Source organism: Candidatus Laterigemmans baculatus (assembly GCF_010367455.1).
Lineage (GTDB): Bacteria > Planctomycetota > Planctomycetia > Pirellulales > Pirellulaceae > Laterigemmans > Laterigemmans baculatus.
Genome location: NZ_WRPR01000042.1, coordinates 166,709 through 182,682, shown reverse-complemented (window position 1 = coordinate 182,682; position 15,974 = coordinate 166,709). Strand labels below are relative to the sequence as shown.

At 56.0% G+C, this 15,974-nt stretch carries 20 protein-coding genes; 5 read left to right on the top strand and 15 right to left on the bottom strand.

What is annotated here, in order from left to right; genetic code table 11:
* Positions 1 to 76: 76 nt before the first annotated feature.
* Positions 77 to 772, bottom strand: a complete 696-nt coding sequence (locus GNK13_RS09435) for a hypothetical protein (RefSeq protein ID WP_164102261.1) — start codon at positions 770 to 772, stop codon at positions 77 to 79.
* 508 nt (positions 773 to 1,280) lie between these two features.
* Positions 1,281 to 1,586 carry a hypothetical protein gene (locus GNK13_RS09430; RefSeq protein ID WP_164102260.1) on the bottom strand — a complete coding sequence of 102 codons (306 nt, stop codon included), beginning with the start codon at positions 1,584 to 1,586 and terminating at the stop codon, positions 1,281 to 1,283.
* A 502-nt stretch (positions 1,587 to 2,088) separates the two neighbouring features.
* Between GNK13_RS09430 and GNK13_RS09425 the strand changes: the two genes are divergently transcribed.
* From GNK13_RS09425 to GNK13_RS09415, 3 genes are all read left to right on the top strand, one after another.
* On the top strand, positions 2,089 to 2,814 hold the full coding sequence (locus GNK13_RS09425) for a hypothetical protein (protein WP_164102259.1): 726 nt from the start codon (positions 2,089 to 2,091) through the stop codon (positions 2,812 to 2,814).
* Positions 2,815 to 2,961: 147 nt separating this feature from the next.
* Entirely contained in the window at positions 2,962 to 3,303 is a 342-nt protein-coding gene (locus GNK13_RS09420; RefSeq protein WP_164102258.1) for a hypothetical protein, read from the top strand.
* A 102-nt stretch (positions 3,304 to 3,405) separates the two neighbouring features.
* Positions 3,406 to 3,954: a hypothetical protein gene (locus GNK13_RS09415; protein WP_164102257.1), complete on the top strand. Its 549-nt coding sequence runs from the start codon at positions 3,406 to 3,408 to the stop codon at positions 3,952 to 3,954.
* Between the two features lie 110 nt (positions 3,955 to 4,064).
* On the opposite strand, the gene GNK13_RS09410 is transcribed toward GNK13_RS09415, so the two are convergent.
* The 13 genes from GNK13_RS09410 to GNK13_RS09345 all read right to left on the bottom strand — a co-directional run bounded on the left by GNK13_RS09410 (position 4,065) and on the right by GNK13_RS09345 (position 12,560).
* Positions 4,065 to 5,048 carry a DUF2971 domain-containing protein gene (locus tag GNK13_RS09410; protein WP_164102256.1) on the bottom strand — a complete coding sequence of 328 codons (984 nt, stop codon included), beginning with the start codon at positions 5,046 to 5,048 and terminating at the stop codon, positions 4,065 to 4,067.
* A gap of 98 nt (positions 5,049 to 5,146) precedes the next feature.
* Entirely contained in the window at positions 5,147 to 5,725 is a 579-nt protein-coding gene (locus tag GNK13_RS09405; protein WP_164102255.1) for a recombinase family protein, read from the bottom strand.
* A 415-nt stretch (positions 5,726 to 6,140) separates the two neighbouring features.
* Positions 6,141 to 6,389 carry a hypothetical protein gene (locus tag GNK13_RS09400; RefSeq protein ID WP_164102254.1) on the bottom strand — a complete coding sequence of 83 codons (249 nt, stop codon included), beginning with the start codon at positions 6,387 to 6,389 and terminating at the stop codon, positions 6,141 to 6,143.
* 48 nt (positions 6,390 to 6,437) lie between these two features.
* Positions 6,438 to 7,004: an IS5 family transposase gene (locus GNK13_RS09395; RefSeq protein WP_164102253.1), complete on the bottom strand. Its 567-nt coding sequence runs from the start codon at positions 7,002 to 7,004 to the stop codon at positions 6,438 to 6,440.
* Positions 6,911 to 7,294 (bottom strand): IS5 family transposase, encoded by a 384-nt coding sequence (locus GNK13_RS21905; RefSeq protein ID WP_164102252.1) that lies wholly within the window; start codon positions 7,292 to 7,294, stop codon positions 6,911 to 6,913. The genes GNK13_RS09395 and GNK13_RS21905 overlap by 94 nt, the downstream gene beginning before the upstream one ends.
* 94 nt (positions 7,295 to 7,388) lie before the next feature.
* A complete protein-coding gene (locus GNK13_RS09385) occupies positions 7,389 to 7,742 on the bottom strand; it encodes a hypothetical protein (RefSeq protein WP_164102251.1) in 354 nt (117 codons plus the stop codon).
* A 148-nt stretch (positions 7,743 to 7,890) separates the two neighbouring features.
* The gene (locus GNK13_RS09380; protein ID WP_164102250.1) at positions 7,891 to 8,169 is read right to left on the bottom strand and encodes a hypothetical protein; all 279 of its coding nucleotides are present in this window, start codon (positions 8,167 to 8,169) and stop codon (positions 7,891 to 7,893) included.
* A 32-nt stretch (positions 8,170 to 8,201) separates the two neighbouring features.
* Positions 8,202 to 8,609 carry a hypothetical protein gene (locus GNK13_RS09375; RefSeq protein ID WP_164102249.1) on the bottom strand — a complete coding sequence of 136 codons (408 nt, stop codon included), beginning with the start codon at positions 8,607 to 8,609 and terminating at the stop codon, positions 8,202 to 8,204.
* A 42-nt stretch (positions 8,610 to 8,651) separates the two neighbouring features.
* Positions 8,652 to 9,554, bottom strand: coding sequence for a hypothetical protein (locus tag GNK13_RS09370; RefSeq protein ID WP_164102248.1), 903 nt, complete (start codon positions 9,552 to 9,554; stop codon positions 8,652 to 8,654).
* A 105-nt stretch (positions 9,555 to 9,659) separates the two neighbouring features.
* Positions 9,660 to 10,250 (bottom strand): hypothetical protein, encoded by a 591-nt coding sequence (locus GNK13_RS09365; RefSeq protein ID WP_164102247.1) that lies wholly within the window; start codon positions 10,248 to 10,250, stop codon positions 9,660 to 9,662.
* 86 nt (positions 10,251 to 10,336) lie between these two features.
* Positions 10,337 to 11,233, bottom strand: a complete 897-nt coding sequence (locus tag GNK13_RS09360) for an ArdC family protein (protein WP_164102246.1) — start codon at positions 11,231 to 11,233, stop codon at positions 10,337 to 10,339.
* A 307-nt stretch (positions 11,234 to 11,540) separates the two neighbouring features.
* Positions 11,541 to 11,777: a hypothetical protein gene (locus GNK13_RS09355; RefSeq protein WP_164102245.1), complete on the bottom strand. Its 237-nt coding sequence runs from the start codon at positions 11,775 to 11,777 to the stop codon at positions 11,541 to 11,543.
* A 603-nt stretch (positions 11,778 to 12,380) separates the two neighbouring features.
* The gene (locus GNK13_RS09345) at positions 12,381 to 12,560 is read right to left on the bottom strand and encodes a hypothetical protein (RefSeq protein ID WP_164102243.1); all 180 of its coding nucleotides are present in this window, start codon (positions 12,558 to 12,560) and stop codon (positions 12,381 to 12,383) included.
* A 176-nt stretch (positions 12,561 to 12,736) separates the two neighbouring features.
* Here GNK13_RS09345 and GNK13_RS09340 point away from each other — a divergent pair, with 176 nt between their 5' ends.
* Positions 12,737 to 14,092 carry a hypothetical protein gene (locus GNK13_RS09340; RefSeq protein WP_164102242.1) on the top strand — a complete coding sequence of 452 codons (1,356 nt, stop codon included), beginning with the start codon at positions 12,737 to 12,739 and terminating at the stop codon, positions 14,090 to 14,092.
* A gap of 1,030 nt (positions 14,093 to 15,122) precedes the next feature.
* Positions 15,123 to 15,725, top strand: coding sequence for a hypothetical protein (locus GNK13_RS09335; protein WP_164102241.1), 603 nt, complete (start codon positions 15,123 to 15,125; stop codon positions 15,723 to 15,725).
* The last annotated feature ends 249 nt before the right edge of the window (positions 15,726 to 15,974 follow it).

Genomic DNA, 15,974 nt, shown 5'->3' with positions numbered 1-15,974 from the left:
GGCGAGGGCATTTGAGATCGGCAAAAAGTCTCGATGCTGATTTGGAAGCGATTGCAGGGACCGACTGAACCACACTTCAAGCCGACTCTCCGCGTTCGTTGCCTTGATGTGTGCCCTGCTTCGTCGACCGAGAAGTCACGCCGAGTAGAACTCTGAATTCATTTTCGAGTTCAGCACGCAGCGGCTTGATTTCACAGGTCAGCGTGTCCCAGGTCTTCGACCACGCCATCGATTCCCAGTTGCCAGTCTTTTCTTTCGGTATCTCTACCTTGTTCGCGAACTCCTGGGCTACCTCGTGTAGCTTTACTCGAAAGCTCTCGACCTGCTCCGCGGTATGGCTCGGCAGATAGATGCGTTTTACATAGAAGTACTCGCTGAACTCCTTGAGGAAGTAATTGACCCTCTCGCGACGCTCCGATTGCGAACCATCGGAATCAAACTCCGCTGGCGTAATGTATCTCGCAACCGCATCGTACAACTGCGAAGTCTGCCTGTACACGTCCGCGATGACCGTAGCCATTCGATCATGTTGATTAGCAAAGCGAACCTGATGCTCGGTCGCTGTCATTGCCAGTTGCGATCGCAATCTTTCGAGTTCAACATCGTGTTGGGCCTTCAGAGTGGCTTTAAGAGACTCCAATCTCTGATCGTATTCGTGTTTGATGGCGTTCTTGAGACGCTCTGATATCCAAGACTTCGTCGCAAATACAAGCAACGCCACGAACGTTCCGCTTACTGCCGTCGAGGTGAGTACAGAAATCGCGAGTTCCAAATCTATTCCTATTGACATACAAACGTGTTCTTGCCGCAGTCCAATCCGGCGAAGGGATGATTGCCGCCATTTGAGCGAACCAGCCCCTTCCGCTGCCGTCCGTCACAGTATTGTCGCCGGTTGGCCGTGGCCAGGCAAGAATGGGACGAGGAGGCCTTCAGGGGCTATCATGGGTGGTCCGACGCAATAGTGCCTAAATCGGGGCGGCAGTTTCACCGAACTGCCTTGCTTGGACTCGCGTCCCAGGTGCTGTACAGAGGGCGAGCGATGTGGCTGTCACTCGCCATTCTCGCTTTCGGGCTCCGCGACAGGCAGCTCAGGATGATGGTGCCCGGTGTGACGCATCGCGGTCAGGTACCGACGCGTTTGACTGATCAAAATTGTGACGGCAAGCACGAAGGTCAGTGCCGGTATGATTGAAAGAACAAAGGCGGCGAACAGATCCGCTGAGTCTAGAAAGTTTGTCACGCAAATCGCAAATACGAGGTGCTGACGCCGCCCCGATTTTTCAGCCAGCAGTACCAGTGTCAGATTCCAGTGCGTCAACGTCGATCCCGCGGGCTCTCAGGCCTGCCATCACCGACTGAGATATGCAGCCATTGTGGGCGTTCATGAGCGAGGCATACGCCCGCTGACTGGCTCGCCCTATGTTGACCGCCATTATGGCGATCGCAGCGTGCTCCATCGCCTCGACCTCAGATTCGGTGAGCTCGCACCGGTCCACGATGCCTCCGAGCACGCCGCAGATACGGTGCACCTCTGCTTGGCTCAGCTCTTCAGGCGTTTTGTTCATGCTGGCGGTCGCGTCGATCATGGGTGTGGGGCTGCTGCCCCGGTGCATCCTTCGATTATCCCCCGTTCGGCGGGCAGAGGCAAGCGTCGGATTTGATCGCCTTCATCAGGCGTGCGATGCACGACGGTTAAGACGACACCTGTTAGAAGAGGTTCGGTTCGGCCATCGGCCCGGCGGGTAGCGAGCAGGGGCACCGGAATCGGCGAGCCGCTGTGCCTGGCCGGTTGAGCAGCAGCACTTCAGAAGCAACTGCTAGCGGGACTCCTGCTCTATCGGTGCCTATAACGCTTCGGATTCTCTCGGGCGGCTGGTATTCGGAACAAGCAACACCTGTTAGGCGGAAGCTGCAGAGCAATTCCACCCGCGGAAGCAGGGTTCGGACCTGCTCAATCTAATCCGGGGCTGCCTCCCGACCGACGGCCACACACGAGCGACCGGTGGACACTCAAGTGCATGGAGTTGGACCCGCCAACGTTGCAGTGGACACTATTTACGTCGACCGTTTGCAACCAACGAGAAAGCAATGAATTACTTGTTTACCAAAGGTATCTTTCTGCTGCCAATTTTTATACTGGCCTCCAGAACCGGCGAATATCAGATGCTCTGGCTATCGATCACTATTTTCGCTACCCTGATCATTTTCCACAAGGAACATCGAAACGGCAGGACTCCGAGGCACTACATGTTGCTTCGACTGATTCTTGTTTGTCTGGTCCCGTTGATGCTGCTTCTCGGGCTGTTTCATTTTCTTGTTGATCCTATTTTCCTGGACGCTTTCCTGCTGGCGGTGGCGGTACCCTTCCTTGGCTGCCCCGTTGTTCTTGGCTTTGGCTGGCTGGCACACATCGTGTCTCGCCCGTTCATGTTGGCGACACTTGATGGAGATCCGGACTATCTTGCGTGGCTGAGGGACGCCGAGGCAGATGGGTACAGCATTTATTGGGACGACATCGTGTCCCCATTCCTTACATCCGATTCTAACGCAGTTAAATACATGACTAAGAGTCGGAGGGAGCACTACCCAAAGTTTGAAGTTGACCTCACCCCTGACACGTCCGGCCCGTACGGCGGGCGGCCAGTGGTTTGCAACAACTGTGGATCGAACAATCCGGTGGACGACCGGCCCTGTTTCCGGTGCGGCCAACTGCTTATTTCGCCCGAGCCCGAACGAGTGGATTGGCGGAGCCAAGGGGACTTCTGGGACAATGACATCGCCGCGGAGCGAAGGCGGTCAGACCGTCTCGGCTAGCTCCGCGGGCGAGCCGGAAACAGGGCTGACCGGGACCGGCGGCGAAAGAGACATGTGCCATCCGCAAAGCGGAGAACTTTAACCGGGGGGATTTTACACCTGCTATGCGTAGTCATAGATTCTTTCCACGCAAAGAGTAGGTGGGACATGTCAAAACTCTTGGCGAGGTGGATAATCAATCGGCTTACCGCTCCGGGGGCCAGCGAAACGGAGAGGCGGGAGGCGATCAGCGAGTTGGCTAGCCTGGAGATGTCCAAGATCAATTGGGACGAGCCCGGCGTGCTGACCGCGATTGCCCACGAGTTCTTCAATGCAGAGGATGAAGCGGTCCGGATGGCGGCTGTCGCACTGATCGCAAAGGGAGCCCCCGTTGCCGATCTCCGTGCACTGCCGGTGATGCTCGCCGCCGCGGCGGATGAAAATTTGGAAATTCGCAGAGTCGCCGTAGAGGCACTGATGCAACGTGGGGTGATCTTGCCGCGATTTTAATGTCCCCAAATTCGGGCAACACCTGATTGGCGATCGCCCGGGAATAACACCTGTTATGGCGAACCGGTAGACGATCTCCCTCGCACGAAAATCAGGTGAAAAATGTCGGATCACAGACTGAAAACGCTTCTAGATGGCATTGCTGCGGTCGACTCTGACGACCGTGAACGGGTCCTATCAGGGCTCGCCGATCTGGACCAGGCGGACATCCAGTGGCTGGTCGCTGCCCTGGAGGAGGGAGAGCGGCGACCGGCGGCGGTCGAAGCACTGGCATACCTGCCGATCATCGCAGAGCGTGAGATAGATGTATCGTCGGCGAATCCTCACCTGCAGGGATTGTTGGCTAGCGACGACGAATGGACGCGATTTCTAGCGTCGGCGGCGTTGTGCAGCATTACCAGTGATTTGCGGCACGCGACTGTCTGCCTGGAGGAGTACCGAGTCCTGCCACTGGAGCGTCGCGAGCGGGCACTCTACGTCCTCGCCGATGTCGTCGACGATCCGCGAGTGCTGACGCTCTGTAGCCAGGAATTCTTTGAGGCTGGGTCTCTGGTGGTCCGGTTGGCGGCGGTTCGCGGTGTCGCCGAGGCGTTGGCAGCGACGGCGGTCGTGGATCCCGACGATCGGCTACCGGCTGGTGGAGATGACTAATCTCTCGGAGATTCTGAAGGCCTGGGAATGCTCTCAAACGCCCTGCCATGTTCTAGCCCATCTTCCGGTCTCCCCTGCTTCTCTACGGAAGCAGCGGCTGTCGGCATAGGCTACTGATAGGTGGCTGCCGATCGGTCAATCGAGACGGAGCCAGTCGGGTAGCCGAACGTTTCTAGCATCATTTGCACTGCCTCCGCCTGCCGAACAAATTTGCAACGCGGGCCGAGAATGATCTTTTGGACGCAGATTGGCTGAAACTCTAGCTCTACATAAGGCGTCATCCCAAAGCGGCCGATGCGATAACGTCGGCACGCGGCCCGGTTAGACTGCATCGCCCTATCGATTTGGTCCCATATGTTTTCTGCAATGACTGGTCTTGCTGGAGAGGAACCAGGACTTTTCGTGCTGCCAAGCTGCTCAATGTGACGGAGCTGGGCAAACAGCCGATACTCCTTTTCTTCAGCGAAAGCAGCCGACTTGTGAGCCGCACACGCCCTCAATACCCGGTCAGCCGCCAACCGCCCCGATTTGATGCAGGCCTCTTGGTCGTCGGCAGCCGGTGAAGAAAGATGGGCATCGAGCGTGCCCAGTTGGTCGCGGAGAAGCTGGCGAATAGGATCGAACTCGTAGCTGACCTTGCAAATCGATGTATCTTCAGCAAGGTGAAGCTCGTAATTCGATATCCAGCAATCTTGAAGGTGTCTGGTGCTAAATCCAAGTGCCACACCCGCACCATCGTCCGCATACGCACGCCACTGGCTCAGCAGATCTTTCTCTCGTGAGAAGCAGCATGCATAAAAGTGCCACGACTGGTGGTCCTTCAGCCCATCTTCGCAGGCATTTACAAACACTGTGGCCATCGCTTCGCCTTGAAACTCAGCTCGAAGCACCTGAATCTCTTTGAACGCCTGACTAAGCCCGAAATCGATCTCGGAAAAATCATTCACGTAGCGGAGATGAGTTGCCCATAGCCGCTTGTTCTGCAAAATGGATACTGCCGCCCCGAGGTCGCAGTAATGATAGACGGTATCGGGCCAGTCCGACTTCTGCGGATCGTTCGCATTTGCAGCGGCATTCAGCTTATTTCCATTCAATTCGTTGCCTACGCGTCTTCTAGAGAAGGAGTTAACTTGGCCGCACCGTCGGTCCGGCGATCCATAGCTGATGGGGGGGAATGAACATTACCGGCCAATCAGCCTGCCCTCAAGTACCGCTGAACCGTTCTTGCACTCGTTCCCAATGCCGTCGCGATCTCGGCGATTTTCAGGCCTCTGGACCGCAGCTCGACGGCCCGTCTCGGCTCGGCCTTGAACGTGCCACGCTCTCGCCCCTTGTAGATGCCCCGTTTTTTTGCGACCTCGATCCCGGCCATCTGCCGCTGGCTGCGGTACTCCAGCTCGATTTCCGCAAGCCCAAGCAACAGGGCAGCCAGCATGCGGCCCACCGCCCCCCCAAGCTCTATCTGTTGAGTGACGACAACCACTTTAATATCTCGCTCGCACCAGTCGGCGAGGAGGGTCACGCCGTCTCTCAGGCGGCGTGAAAGCCGATCCAGCTTCCAGCACACTACCGTTCTCACGCTGCCACTGAAGATATCGGCCTGGAGTCGCTGGAATTCTAGACGCCGAAGCGACTTTCCGGATTCCTTGTCTATGTACCACTCTACCTGGTTCTCGTCGAAACCATGTGCCTTAAGCCACTTCTGAATTTCTGCGACTTGGCTATCGGCTTTTTGCTGGGCGGTGCTAACTCGGCAATATGCTGCGATCATGGGGCAGATCTTTGTGACAATTAGGGTAAAGGCTTTTTGACGTAATCGGGGAGGGCGAAAACGCTGGGAAAAACGCCGCGATTTTGGGCCGAGTAGACGGAGATCCTTTTTGTCACCCTCGGGGACCGGGTGGCGGCGTTTTAGGGGCCGTGAAAACCCTGGGGCACGGCGGAAATTTTGACGCCGCGGATTTTGGCAAATCGGTTCGGGCTGAAACCCAGGCGTCCAGCCGAGAACGGTCGTCACGCATACAAAAAGAAACCGTGGCAGAGCCGCCAGGGGGGCGTCCCTGCCCTGCCCTAACAGGTGTTTCGCTCGAAATTTCCGGGTTTTTATCTTTGCGACACAAGTTGCCCGACGCGAAGAACGTCACGCTCCCTCCCTTGGAGCGTGACGTTGCACTCACCTGCCGCAGTTACTCGGCTGGTTCAAAGCGGAAGTAGAACCGTGGCGAATGCTGGAACATCAGCGACCCCTGCTTCTCGTCTGCTTTTCGACGTGCGATCACGTACGGAGCTGCGAACCCCGTCACCTCGAAGTCCTGCTGGAGCTGAGCAGTGTCCCAGACCTGACCGTGCTTGTCCTCAAGAGCCTCGCGGCTGCCGGGGTCGGCGTTAATCTTGCGGACCTGCTCGCGGCGAATGGTTTCAGTCGGATCGTTCATACATCTCTCCAGTGTGTGTGGTGTGGACTAGGCTCTGTCTGAAAACTACTAAACCCTTGAATCTGCCGGTGCAATCAGTCGCAAGTAGCGTCCGATCATCGACAGCTTAACCATGCTGAGATAGTGGCGTGCCAGCTTCTCGTATCGCGTCGCTACACGGCGGCATTCTTTCAGCCAACCGATCAACTGTTCAATGATGGCGCGCTTTCGATACGACGGCTTGTCGAACTCGACGGGGCGCGCCGTCCGGTCTTCATTTTGTTTGCTCGGAATCACCGGCGTGATCCCCTCGTCGATCAACCACTTGTCGATCCAGTCGTAGCGGTAGCCTTTGTCACCAGCGAGCTTTGCCGGAACGATTGGGATCGAATCGCCAGTGCCATGCACGTCCACTTGCTTCATCACTTCGCTCAGCGACTTCGATTCGTGGCTCTGGCCGGGCGAAAGCACCGCGGTCAGCGGATGTCCGTGGCTATCGCAAAGCAGGTGAATTTTTGTGCTAAAACCCCCGCGAGAACGTCCTAACGCCTCATTGCTAGCATTTGACCCTTCCGACCCCCTTTTTTGGCCCCGGCGGCACAGCGGGCCGCCCGGACAACTGTGCCGTCGACACACCACAGATCGTCGTCGAGTTCTTCCGCATCGACCATCGCCCCCTGCAGCCTGCGAAGAATTGCGTCGAATGTTCCATCGGCTGTCCACGCGCGGAAGTAGTGGTAGACCGACTGCCAAGGGCCGAAACGCTCAGGAAGATCACGCCAGCCCGCTCCGGTGCGGAGTATCCAGAAAATGCCGTCCAAAATCAGTCGGCGGTCCTTGGGCGGGCGCCCGACTGCTTTTGGCTCCCCGAAAAGATCCGAAACCAATTCCCATTGATCGTCCGTTAAACAGTGCCGACGTACCACCGGTTTCCTCCGTGCTCGTACGAACCAAGTTGACCTGAATTCAGTACGAATCGGTGCCGCCGAGGGTTTTCAGACAGAGCCTAGTGATACGTGATTAACAGATGTTCGCTTGTCGCTTCAGCCGCCGACGCTCGTGATGCTGCTGGACAATCTCACGCCATTCCGCGTTGCCGCCATAAACGTCCAGCGGCACCAAGGCCAAGTACTTCTGCGGGCATGAGTAGAAATAGGGATGCACGGACTCATCCATGTCTTTGTAGCCCCACGCGTCCCGCTGGTATCGCAGTAGGTCGCATGTAATCCAACGGTGCGGCGGTTCCACGGCCTCGCCATCGCTCGTGAAGGTCCGTTCCCACACCGCCCACAGCACACCGGAAAAGGATGCACCTCGATAGCAGTGGGCGAGACAGGTCGTTTGCACAACCTGACCGTCCGGAAGCGATCTCATCCAGCTTTTTGTGCGGTCGGCGATCAACTCTTTCCGTGTGAAGCCGTCGCAGAATAGCCAGCCCATTGTTCTCTCCTGTCTCGAATGTTCGATGCCTTACATCGGATCTAACAGGTGTGGTGAGACATCGAGAACCAGATGGTGCTGGTCAATACTCCTCAGGCAGCAGGATGCAGGTAGAACTCCGATCTGCCTCGGTGATTGCCCAGACTTTTACTTCGCTCGCCAGCTCGTAGACCGAGAGAATTCTTGTGCCGTCTTCAAGAGCACTATCGTTTGCTGCTCCGTCCTCGTCGCACACGCTCCCCCAGTCGCCACTGGCGTGGCGGCTGAGGAGTTCGGCGGCAGTTCGGCCTGCCTTTGCCAACGCTTCAAGGGCACCCGGCGTGGCCACGATCTGGCCCAATTCGAAATTTGCTACGGGCATCGGCTTCTCCTGTTCGAGGTCGTTTCATTCGACTAACAGGTGTCGTCACAATGCTCGAATGCAGTGGGAAGCACGCCCTCTTCCGTCAGCCCTTCGCCGTGATAGCGGCACGGCCACGGCATTTTGCTCTGTTCGTCGCCGTGGATCATGATGTGATCGAGTTCCAGGATTTGCCCGCTTGGCCCGTAATGGCAGTCATTCGGGTCGTAATCGCCCAAATCCTCATCCGCCACCGTGATCAGGTGGCCGTACTTCTCATTGTCGGCCAGCTCTTCGATGGCGGAGCAGAAGCTGTCGGCCTCGACGACCAAGAAAAGCGGCGAGTAACTTCCGCCGATTTCGATCAACCAAGTCTTCCCGAACCAGTCGCCGAGATTCAAAACGGGAAGGTCTTCAAGGTCATGCCCGTGAAAGCTGCCGCTCGCGGTGATCTGCGTCATAACTGAGCCTGTTCTTGCCGTTGTGGTGAATGCTACAACGCCCTAACAGGTGTTCGCCTCAAGCTCATCTCGGTGACGTGAAAGCAGGCGATAGAAACTGGCTCTACTCTTGCTCGTTTTGCCGCACCAGTAGACCTGCTGGTCCTTGGCCGAGTCGGGATGTAGCCGGATCGCCTCTCGCAGCACCCGGAGGTCCCGAGACTTATTGTCGAGCCGTTTCGCCGGTGTGCCCTTGCGTCCGAGGGTCGAAAGCTGGCTCTTTACCATCGGCCTCCAGTCGAGCCCCTCCTGGCGGGCATACTGGAGCTTACGCAGGCTCGGCGTCAATAATCGCATCGACAGTTGCCGGTCGCCGCAGTTCTCGTCGATGTAATCGATCACCGAGCTGCATTCGTCTATGCTGAGGTTCTGGAACCCATAGGCGGAAATTGCCCGCATCAGCTCGATTACTTCGTCGTTCGTCGCCGAAAGCTCGAACTGGTCGCAGCGTGATAGAACGGCATTGAACGCGTCATTTCTCTTCGGAATGACATTCGCCGCGATAATGATGCGGCTTGTGAATTCGAAGCTAGTGGGCAGGTGCTCGGGAGCTTGAGAGCTGTTGTACGTTACCGTCCGCGGGTTCCCCCACAATGCAGACCGCAGCAGGCCAAGGTGGGCCATGCTGCTGAGCATGCTGTCCACATCATCGAAAAACATCACCTCGTCTTCGCGGTGTTCATATAGCAGCCCAAAGAGTGCCAGTGGAGTGACATGGCTGTTGATCAGCACCGGGTCAATTCCTTCCTGGCTCAACGTTTGCAGGATCGTGCGGCTCTTGCCAAGCCCGCCTTGGGCCCCGAATACGAAGAGAGCATGACTGTGCTTTCGTGCCACCAACCGCACGTGATGGGACAGCAGTTCCTGCTTTCTAGCGAGGCTTGTGAGGGTTACGTCATCGGCCATGCTGTTTCTCCGAGGGGGCGGGTTATCGTGCCCGCTTAACAGGTGTTGGAACTCGGCAGATACGGCGGCTCCCGTTGATGGGAGCCGCCTGAGTTGAGAGAGCCGCTATTTCTGAGCGAATCCCAAGGCGTCGAACGCGGCTTTCAGCTCTTCGCCGCTGGGATAGCCGCCGTAATCGTCGCAATTCTCGATTGCGGATGGGCGGTTGTCCGACAGCCAGTGGTAGACTTCCGACTCCCACTGGTCCGGAAGCTCGTATTCTTCCTCTACTTGGAAGATCGCGTCGGCGATATTAACAAGTGTCGCCTCCAACTCTCGACTCGAGTAGTCCGTCTCGTCGAGAACTGGGTAATCTGCGAGTGATTCGCTTAGCTCGTGGTATCGCCGAAAGGCGTCCGTAATCTCGCCATTGCTGAAAACACGAATAGAGAATCCGTCCACGTATCCCACTGCCCAGTGGGAGTGGCTTTCGAAGACGACATCGCCCTCGAATGGTTCGAGAGCCTTCGCGATCGCGGCGGCGTTGCTCTGATCGAGCAGTCCGCTGTCGCGGTTGTGCGTGTAAATGATCGCCCAGTTTTCAGGGTCATCTATGTCGTCACGCCGGAACCAGGCGAAGCTCTCGAACTTCCGCCAGTTGCCCGCGGCCTGTTTGGCCGCGTCTTCGAGCGTCCATTCGCCGATTTGAGCGGTCATTGTGTCTCCTATTAGCGGGCTCTGATCGATTGCAACAGCCCACTAACAGGTGTCGCCGGGAGGGCTTCCGTGCCCCTCAAGTGGCGTCAGGCGGTGGCCGCGGTCTCCTCGACCCGCTCTTGCTCCATCGGGCAAAAATTGAGGATATACTCAGCGGCTCTGCTGGCCTGGGACGAAGCCTGGAAGATGAACCGAGGGTTTTTTTTCATTTCAGACAGCCAACTCTGCAGATACGCGGCATGGTTGCCCAGGCCTGGGTTCGCGATTCCCAGTTGCCCAAGGACGAAACACGCCCCCAGCTCCGCGATCAGTTCACCCATCGCATACCCTTCGTTCTTTCGATCCCAGTCCAGGCGAGTCGGGTGCTCAGTCCAGTGGATCAATTCATGGAATGCCGTCGCATAGTATGCCTCGGACGACGCAAATTGATGCGGAAACGGCAGGCGAATCACATCCTCGCGAGTGTCGTAACAGGGCTGGTTTCCCCTGTGGCGAATTTCAGCTCCAGTAGCTTCAATCACACGATCTGCGTGCTCGAATCGCTCGATATCGCTCCATTCTGCTTTTGAGTGCCCGATCTGGAATCTCTCCAGGCCGTCTGCCTGCTCCGCATTGAAAACGCGAAAGGTCCGCATCATGAAAAACACGTCGTCTTTTTCCTCACCGGTCCGCTCGCTTTTCTTCTTTCGTACGGCTTTGTATAGAACAACATTCGTTCCCTTCTCCCCCTTGCGAACCTGGCCGCCCAGGGTCTGTATTTGGTTGTAAGTGCCCCACCACCGACTTTGGAAATCGCGTTTCATTCCAGCGAGCAACAGAAGAATCTGGTTGATGCCCCTGTATGGCACGCTTGTGGACAAACTCGCCGGAATTCCGCTGTTCGCATCACAGATCCAGTTACGCCGCCACGGCAGCGTGCCATCCTCCAGAGCGTCGACGATCTGCTGTGTGATCTCTTCGCGAATCTCGTTTTGGCTTTTCACTTTCTCTCTCCTGTTACGCGGGGCGATCAACTGATGCCCAACTAACAGGTGTCTGAGCGAGCTAAATGAACGTCGCATGAGATTCGAGACGGACTGTTCTGACCATATCGCAACCGGCGGCGGCATCAATATAAAAGACAGCGTTCTTGAGACACGAATGTTTCTGGTCGGCGACAGTGGAAGCCACAGAATCCAGCGGGTAGGCAGGGGCGGAAATCGGCCGACCGGCCAGAATGTCTCAACTATCATGTGACCGAAGAGAAACGCCTACGCCGACACCAGAGGCATCGCCGCCGGGACTCTCGGATCAGCAGTCACCGAAGTTTGCCCTGGCCGCCTGGGGAGCCGAGCAGACCCAGCCGATCTCTGGAATGAATTCTTCTAGATGACCACCGGAAAACTGGGGCAAAACCACCAACTCATCCAGAAGGTCATTAGCTTCCTCTGGGGTGGCGAGCGGGTGAGTGGTGATCGTGCAATTGACGTGACGGACGACTGCTCTGAACATGATTGACTTCCCGTTCTGGAAATGAGAAGAATCCACGTGTGGTGGATTTCTTCTTTCTCTAACAGGTGATCGACCGGGTTCCGGTGTCGCAGTTTGACTGGCCGTCGCATCGGGGGCAGCAGAGCGTCGGCCAGTCGGGATGCCACCGCTGATGGAACCGTTTAGTTGAAAAAAGCTGTAGCGGCCTGATCGATGGCTTCCGGAGGGTAAGCAGGGCTGGCTGGTCTCGTGTCTCACGAGATTGTCCAAGAACGCGTACGCCGATGACAGGAGCGGATCGGGGGCGGTCCGTCGACGCCTCGAAGAGAGCTAGGCGATCGAGCGGTGTTCCGGCATCCCACACCTGGTAACCAAGTCGATGGATCGAAGCGGCCAACCGGTCAAACTGACCAGTTGACGCGAGAACGGATTCCATTTTCCGGCGAAATAGGCATCCTCGCCCGCTGCCAGCTCCCCCATGTGAACATGCACACGACAGCTATTCCGCTGGAATCTGGAAGAACCAGCCGACCAAGAGACGATCACCGGCTCGCGTTCCCAAGAAGAGGAGTATTCAACTGGTCAAACCGACTAGTTGCCCTCGGGATCCGCCGAACCCCACCATCAGCTACGAGTCGCGGCTTACCGCGGGCAACATCACTAGACTTCTGGATCGGGATCGACCGCGGCGAATGCCTGCAGGTCGTCTCGCAGAACAACCCGCCAATCACCATCCTCGTCGCATCCAAGATACTCCTGGTCGGACAGGCGGTGCGTCACGTGGATGAGGCTGCCGTCCACATGGGTGCAGCTCATGTGCGGATTCAGTCCGCATGCCATCTGGATCTCCTTGCCTCTTATACGGCAGCAGAAATCTTAGCGTTCTACGTAAATATATACAAGAGGCTGTCGGGGATCTCCGGGAGGGTCAGGCACGACAACAAGCAGAAAAACTAGCAAAAGGACTGTGCCTAAATTGCGTGAAAGGTATAATACAGATGCCCAAGGAGGGGATCATGAAGAAAAAAGAAATGAAGTGGCGGATGTACCGGCCCGCAGGATTGGATCTGAGCGGGTTGGCGGAGAAGCACCACGAATATGCGGTATTTTTCTGCAGCGAGCTGATTCGGAGGCGGATATTCGATCGCCAGGTGATGTACCGCGAATTTGTGCCGGTTAAGCGGAAACACATATCCCCAGTGTTCATCCCGCAGGACGCTTACAAGCCCGTCCGCAACTTTCTGATCGAAAGTGGGCAGGTCGAGTGCGACGGCTATTACACTGCAGGTAACAAAAGTTTCGGGTACAAGCTCGCCGAGCATTTGCTCCAGGAGCCGAGCACGGTGGTTTTGGCCAAAAAGTCTGTTTTGCGACACAAACTGACGAAGTATCACGAGAAAATGAAGCGGCTTCAGTCGTTCCAGCCGGTACACCAGCATCTCAGGGGTTGGCTGGAGAGGCTGGAAATTGACCGAGACGCGGCCGTGGATTTCCTGGACTACCGCCGCCAGCAGGAGGAATGGGGTGCCCCGAGTGAACTTTTGGCCAAAAAGTCGCAACAGCGGTATCTGCATGCTCATGCCTCGGTGACCCGTATCGCTGATGGTGACTTCTTTTTTGTGGGCGATAAGAAGTATGGCCGCTTGCACTCCAACGTCACTAACTTGGAGACGGAGCTTCGCCCCTTCCTTCGGCTTGAGGGAAGGCAGCTTGTAAATATTGACATCGCCAACAGCCAGCCACTGTTTTTGTGTGTGCTAATGGGGCGGTACCGCGGTGATTTGGTAAGCCACTGCGAAGTAGGGAAGAAGTCGGAGGATCTTGATCTGGTTGCATCGTTATTAACTGAACCCGATGTCAGAGAATACGCCCGGCTCTGCCAAAATGGCAGGATCTATGAAGAGCTTGCGGATGGAAAAGTGGGCTCCAGGAGGGAGGTGAAAGAGTCGTTTTTCGCCGAGGTGCTTTTTGGCGACACGCGGGGGAAACGTGGTAGCAGGCAGTTAAGAGAATTCACGAGGCGTTTTCCTACTGTTCGGATGGTAATCGATGAAGTGAAAAGGCGGGACTACCGCCATCTGGCTCATACTCTACAGCGTGTGGAGAGCGGATTTGTTTTGCACCGTGTTTGCAAACGGCTAGCCGATGAGCATCCAGGTGTTCCGTTGTTTACAATCCATGATTCAATCATGACTTTGCCAGGTTTTGTAAATATTGTTCGAGACGTATTGATTGAAGAGTTCAATTGCTTGGGATTGAGTCCTATGTTACGTAAAGAAAGCTATTGTTCTTCAGTTGTTAGTTCTCCCGCAGCACAAGAAAGAAAGAACACAAAAAGTTACCTCTTGTTCTTCTTCTTGTATTCACTGTAGCATCCTGTAGTTGCTCCTTCCCTATACGAGTAAGGTTTTACTTCAGGTGCTAGAAACACAAGAGGTTAGCGAATTAGTGGAAGTGCGGCCTGGAAGGAAGGGTTAATAACCGAAGAATCAACAAATACAACCAGAACAGGCAAGCAAGCGAAAAATAGGAAAGCAACAGGTCGGGAGGTGAATTTCGCAGCAAACTAGCAGTGTTAAAAGTTTTTGATACAAAGGTGGTGTGCAGTGCCTTCACGATCCAGTTCGCTTATCTCGCCCGGCGTCTAATGCTTGCAACGCCGACAAGGCCTCTGGCGGCCTCGTAGACCTACTTCGTTTTGGATGTAGCGGTAATTGCTACGGCGGCTCAATCGTCGCACAGAGAGCCTCCCAGGGGCCTGCTGATCATTCGCCTGATTGCGAGTCATCGGAAATTAGCGTTGACCTGGCGTTTTGGAGGCTGGGGCGACGCAGAATCTCTATTGCAAATGCAGTTGGCTAAAACACGCAGACGTTGACATTGAGGAGCACGGCGGAGCGGCTTCATATTTTCTGCCAAAAAGTTGGGTTGCCGTGGCGGCGACCCGGAAGCATGGAGATAAGATAGGACTTTGGTGGGCGAGTCGATTAGATCCGCTCGCATATCCAGCACGGACGCGGAAGTCGAGCTACAAGCGGTACTTGTGATGTTTCAGGCCTGGCGGGTCAACGGGTTTCGCTGACACTGGCACAGCGGGCATGCTGGTACACGGAGGGTGTTTCCGTACTGTTGAGGGTACCGGAGCACGGTATCCAGTGAAGCAACTGCCGCGTTCGCGGACAGCGAGCGAATAGATCGATGGATGTCTGGCGGTTCTTCTGATGATTCACCAGTCGGAATTGGCTTGCAGGGCATCGCCGGTCTTCAACTTAGATTGCAAGCAATCTGCAAAACAGTACTTTCGGAACCTTGCAGTGCATGAGTCGCCGACTTATAATGTTGGATGTAATATTCATCACACTCGACCAAGGATGGCAAGCAATGAACATGGAAGGTAGGTCAATGCAGCGAAGCATGAGGTCAGAAGTTGCAAAACGCTGGCAATGGCGTCTCGTTTTTCTCGCTCCCGAGCAGGAAGAGGGCCAGATAAATGAAGAGTGTTGGCTTGTGAGGCAGCTCGGGAGTCAGCAAATGGAGCAGCTACGCGGGTTGGTCCAGGCGGTGCTGGCAGATGTGCGACTCCAGGTGCTCGATTTGACGGATGGTGTCCTCCCCGGAGCAAAGGGGTGGCAGTCGGTGGAGGAGCGGCTGCTCAATCGCGTTACTTGGGCTCATCTGGCTGAACACCATTCGGAATACATGGGAGCAGCAATAGGCGATGTGCTCCGGTCAGAGGCCCTTGATCCAAACGCGTTGCAATGCCTTGATGATGAGGACCAATGCCACCTGATACAGGCTCTCGTCGACATGGCAATGGTCGCCCTTGAAATTGGGGCTAACATATCCTTGCTGCTTACAGGTTGCTTGACTGATTGGCTGCAGGACTGGACGGAGTCCGATTCAACTGATCTTGCCTCGCTCGTAGCTCTCGCTCAGGAGATGTGTAGCCCTCGTCTTCCTCGAGCGGACTTAGGTTCGGTGAACTGGGCGGAGGTGGGATTCTGATGGCCAGAGGACAGAATACGCGGCTTCGCGTTTGCGGGAACGACTTCAACGAGAGAGGAAGCAAGATGCTGATGACCACAGAGGAGATTCAACACGATTTTTTTCGGTGGCTCGACGATGACCAGCCGCTGCTCACGCTCCCGCACTACCAGACGGCTCTCACCAATTCCGCGGAGCCGCTACCCGAGCGGCTCTGTGAGAGTATCGGTGTCCCGATTGGCTCTTCGATTGGGCATGCTCTCCGGTGTA

Excerpts from the sequence above, each read along its gene's own strand:
- GNK13_RS09430 (WP_164102260.1), bottom strand. The coding sequence starts at position 1,586 with ATGATCGACGCGACCGCCAGCATGAACAAAACGCCTGAAGAGCTGAGC.
- GNK13_RS09425 (WP_164102259.1), top strand. The coding sequence starts at position 2,089 with ATGAATTACTTGTTTACCAAAGGTATCTTTCTGCTGCCAATTTTTATA.
- GNK13_RS09420 (WP_164102258.1), top strand. The coding sequence starts at position 2,962 with ATGTCAAAACTCTTGGCGAGGTGGATAATCAATCGGCTTACCGCTCCG.
- GNK13_RS09415 (WP_164102257.1), top strand. The coding sequence starts at position 3,406 with ATGTCGGATCACAGACTGAAAACGCTTCTAGATGGCATTGCTGCGGTC.
- GNK13_RS09405 (WP_164102255.1), bottom strand. The coding sequence starts at position 5,725 with ATGATCGCAGCATATTGCCGAGTTAGCACCGCCCAGCAAAAAGCCGAT.
- GNK13_RS09400 (WP_164102254.1), bottom strand. The coding sequence starts at position 6,389 with ATGAACGATCCGACTGAAACCATTCGCCGCGAGCAGGTCCGCAAGATT.
- GNK13_RS09385 (WP_164102251.1), bottom strand. The coding sequence starts at position 7,742 with ATGAGATCGCTTCCGGACGGTCAGGTTGTGCAAACGACCTGTCTCGCC.
- GNK13_RS09380 (WP_164102250.1), bottom strand. The coding sequence starts at position 8,169 with ATGCCCGTAGCAAATTTCGAATTGGGCCAGATCGTGGCCACGCCGGGT.
- GNK13_RS09375 (WP_164102249.1), bottom strand. The coding sequence starts at position 8,609 with ATGACGCAGATCACCGCGAGCGGCAGCTTTCACGGGCATGACCTTGAA.
- GNK13_RS09370 (WP_164102248.1), bottom strand. The coding sequence starts at position 9,554 with ATGGCCGATGACGTAACCCTCACAAGCCTCGCTAGAAAGCAGGAACTG.
- GNK13_RS09365 (WP_164102247.1), bottom strand. The coding sequence starts at position 10,250 with ATGACCGCTCAAATCGGCGAATGGACGCTCGAAGACGCGGCCAAACAG.
- GNK13_RS09345 (WP_164102243.1), bottom strand. The coding sequence starts at position 12,560 with ATGGCATGCGGACTGAATCCGCACATGAGCTGCACCCATGTGGACGGC.
- GNK13_RS09340 (WP_164102242.1), top strand. The coding sequence starts at position 12,737 with ATGAAGAAAAAAGAAATGAAGTGGCGGATGTACCGGCCCGCAGGATTG.
- GNK13_RS09335 (WP_164102241.1), top strand. The coding sequence starts at position 15,123 with ATGCAGCGAAGCATGAGGTCAGAAGTTGCAAAACGCTGGCAATGGCGT.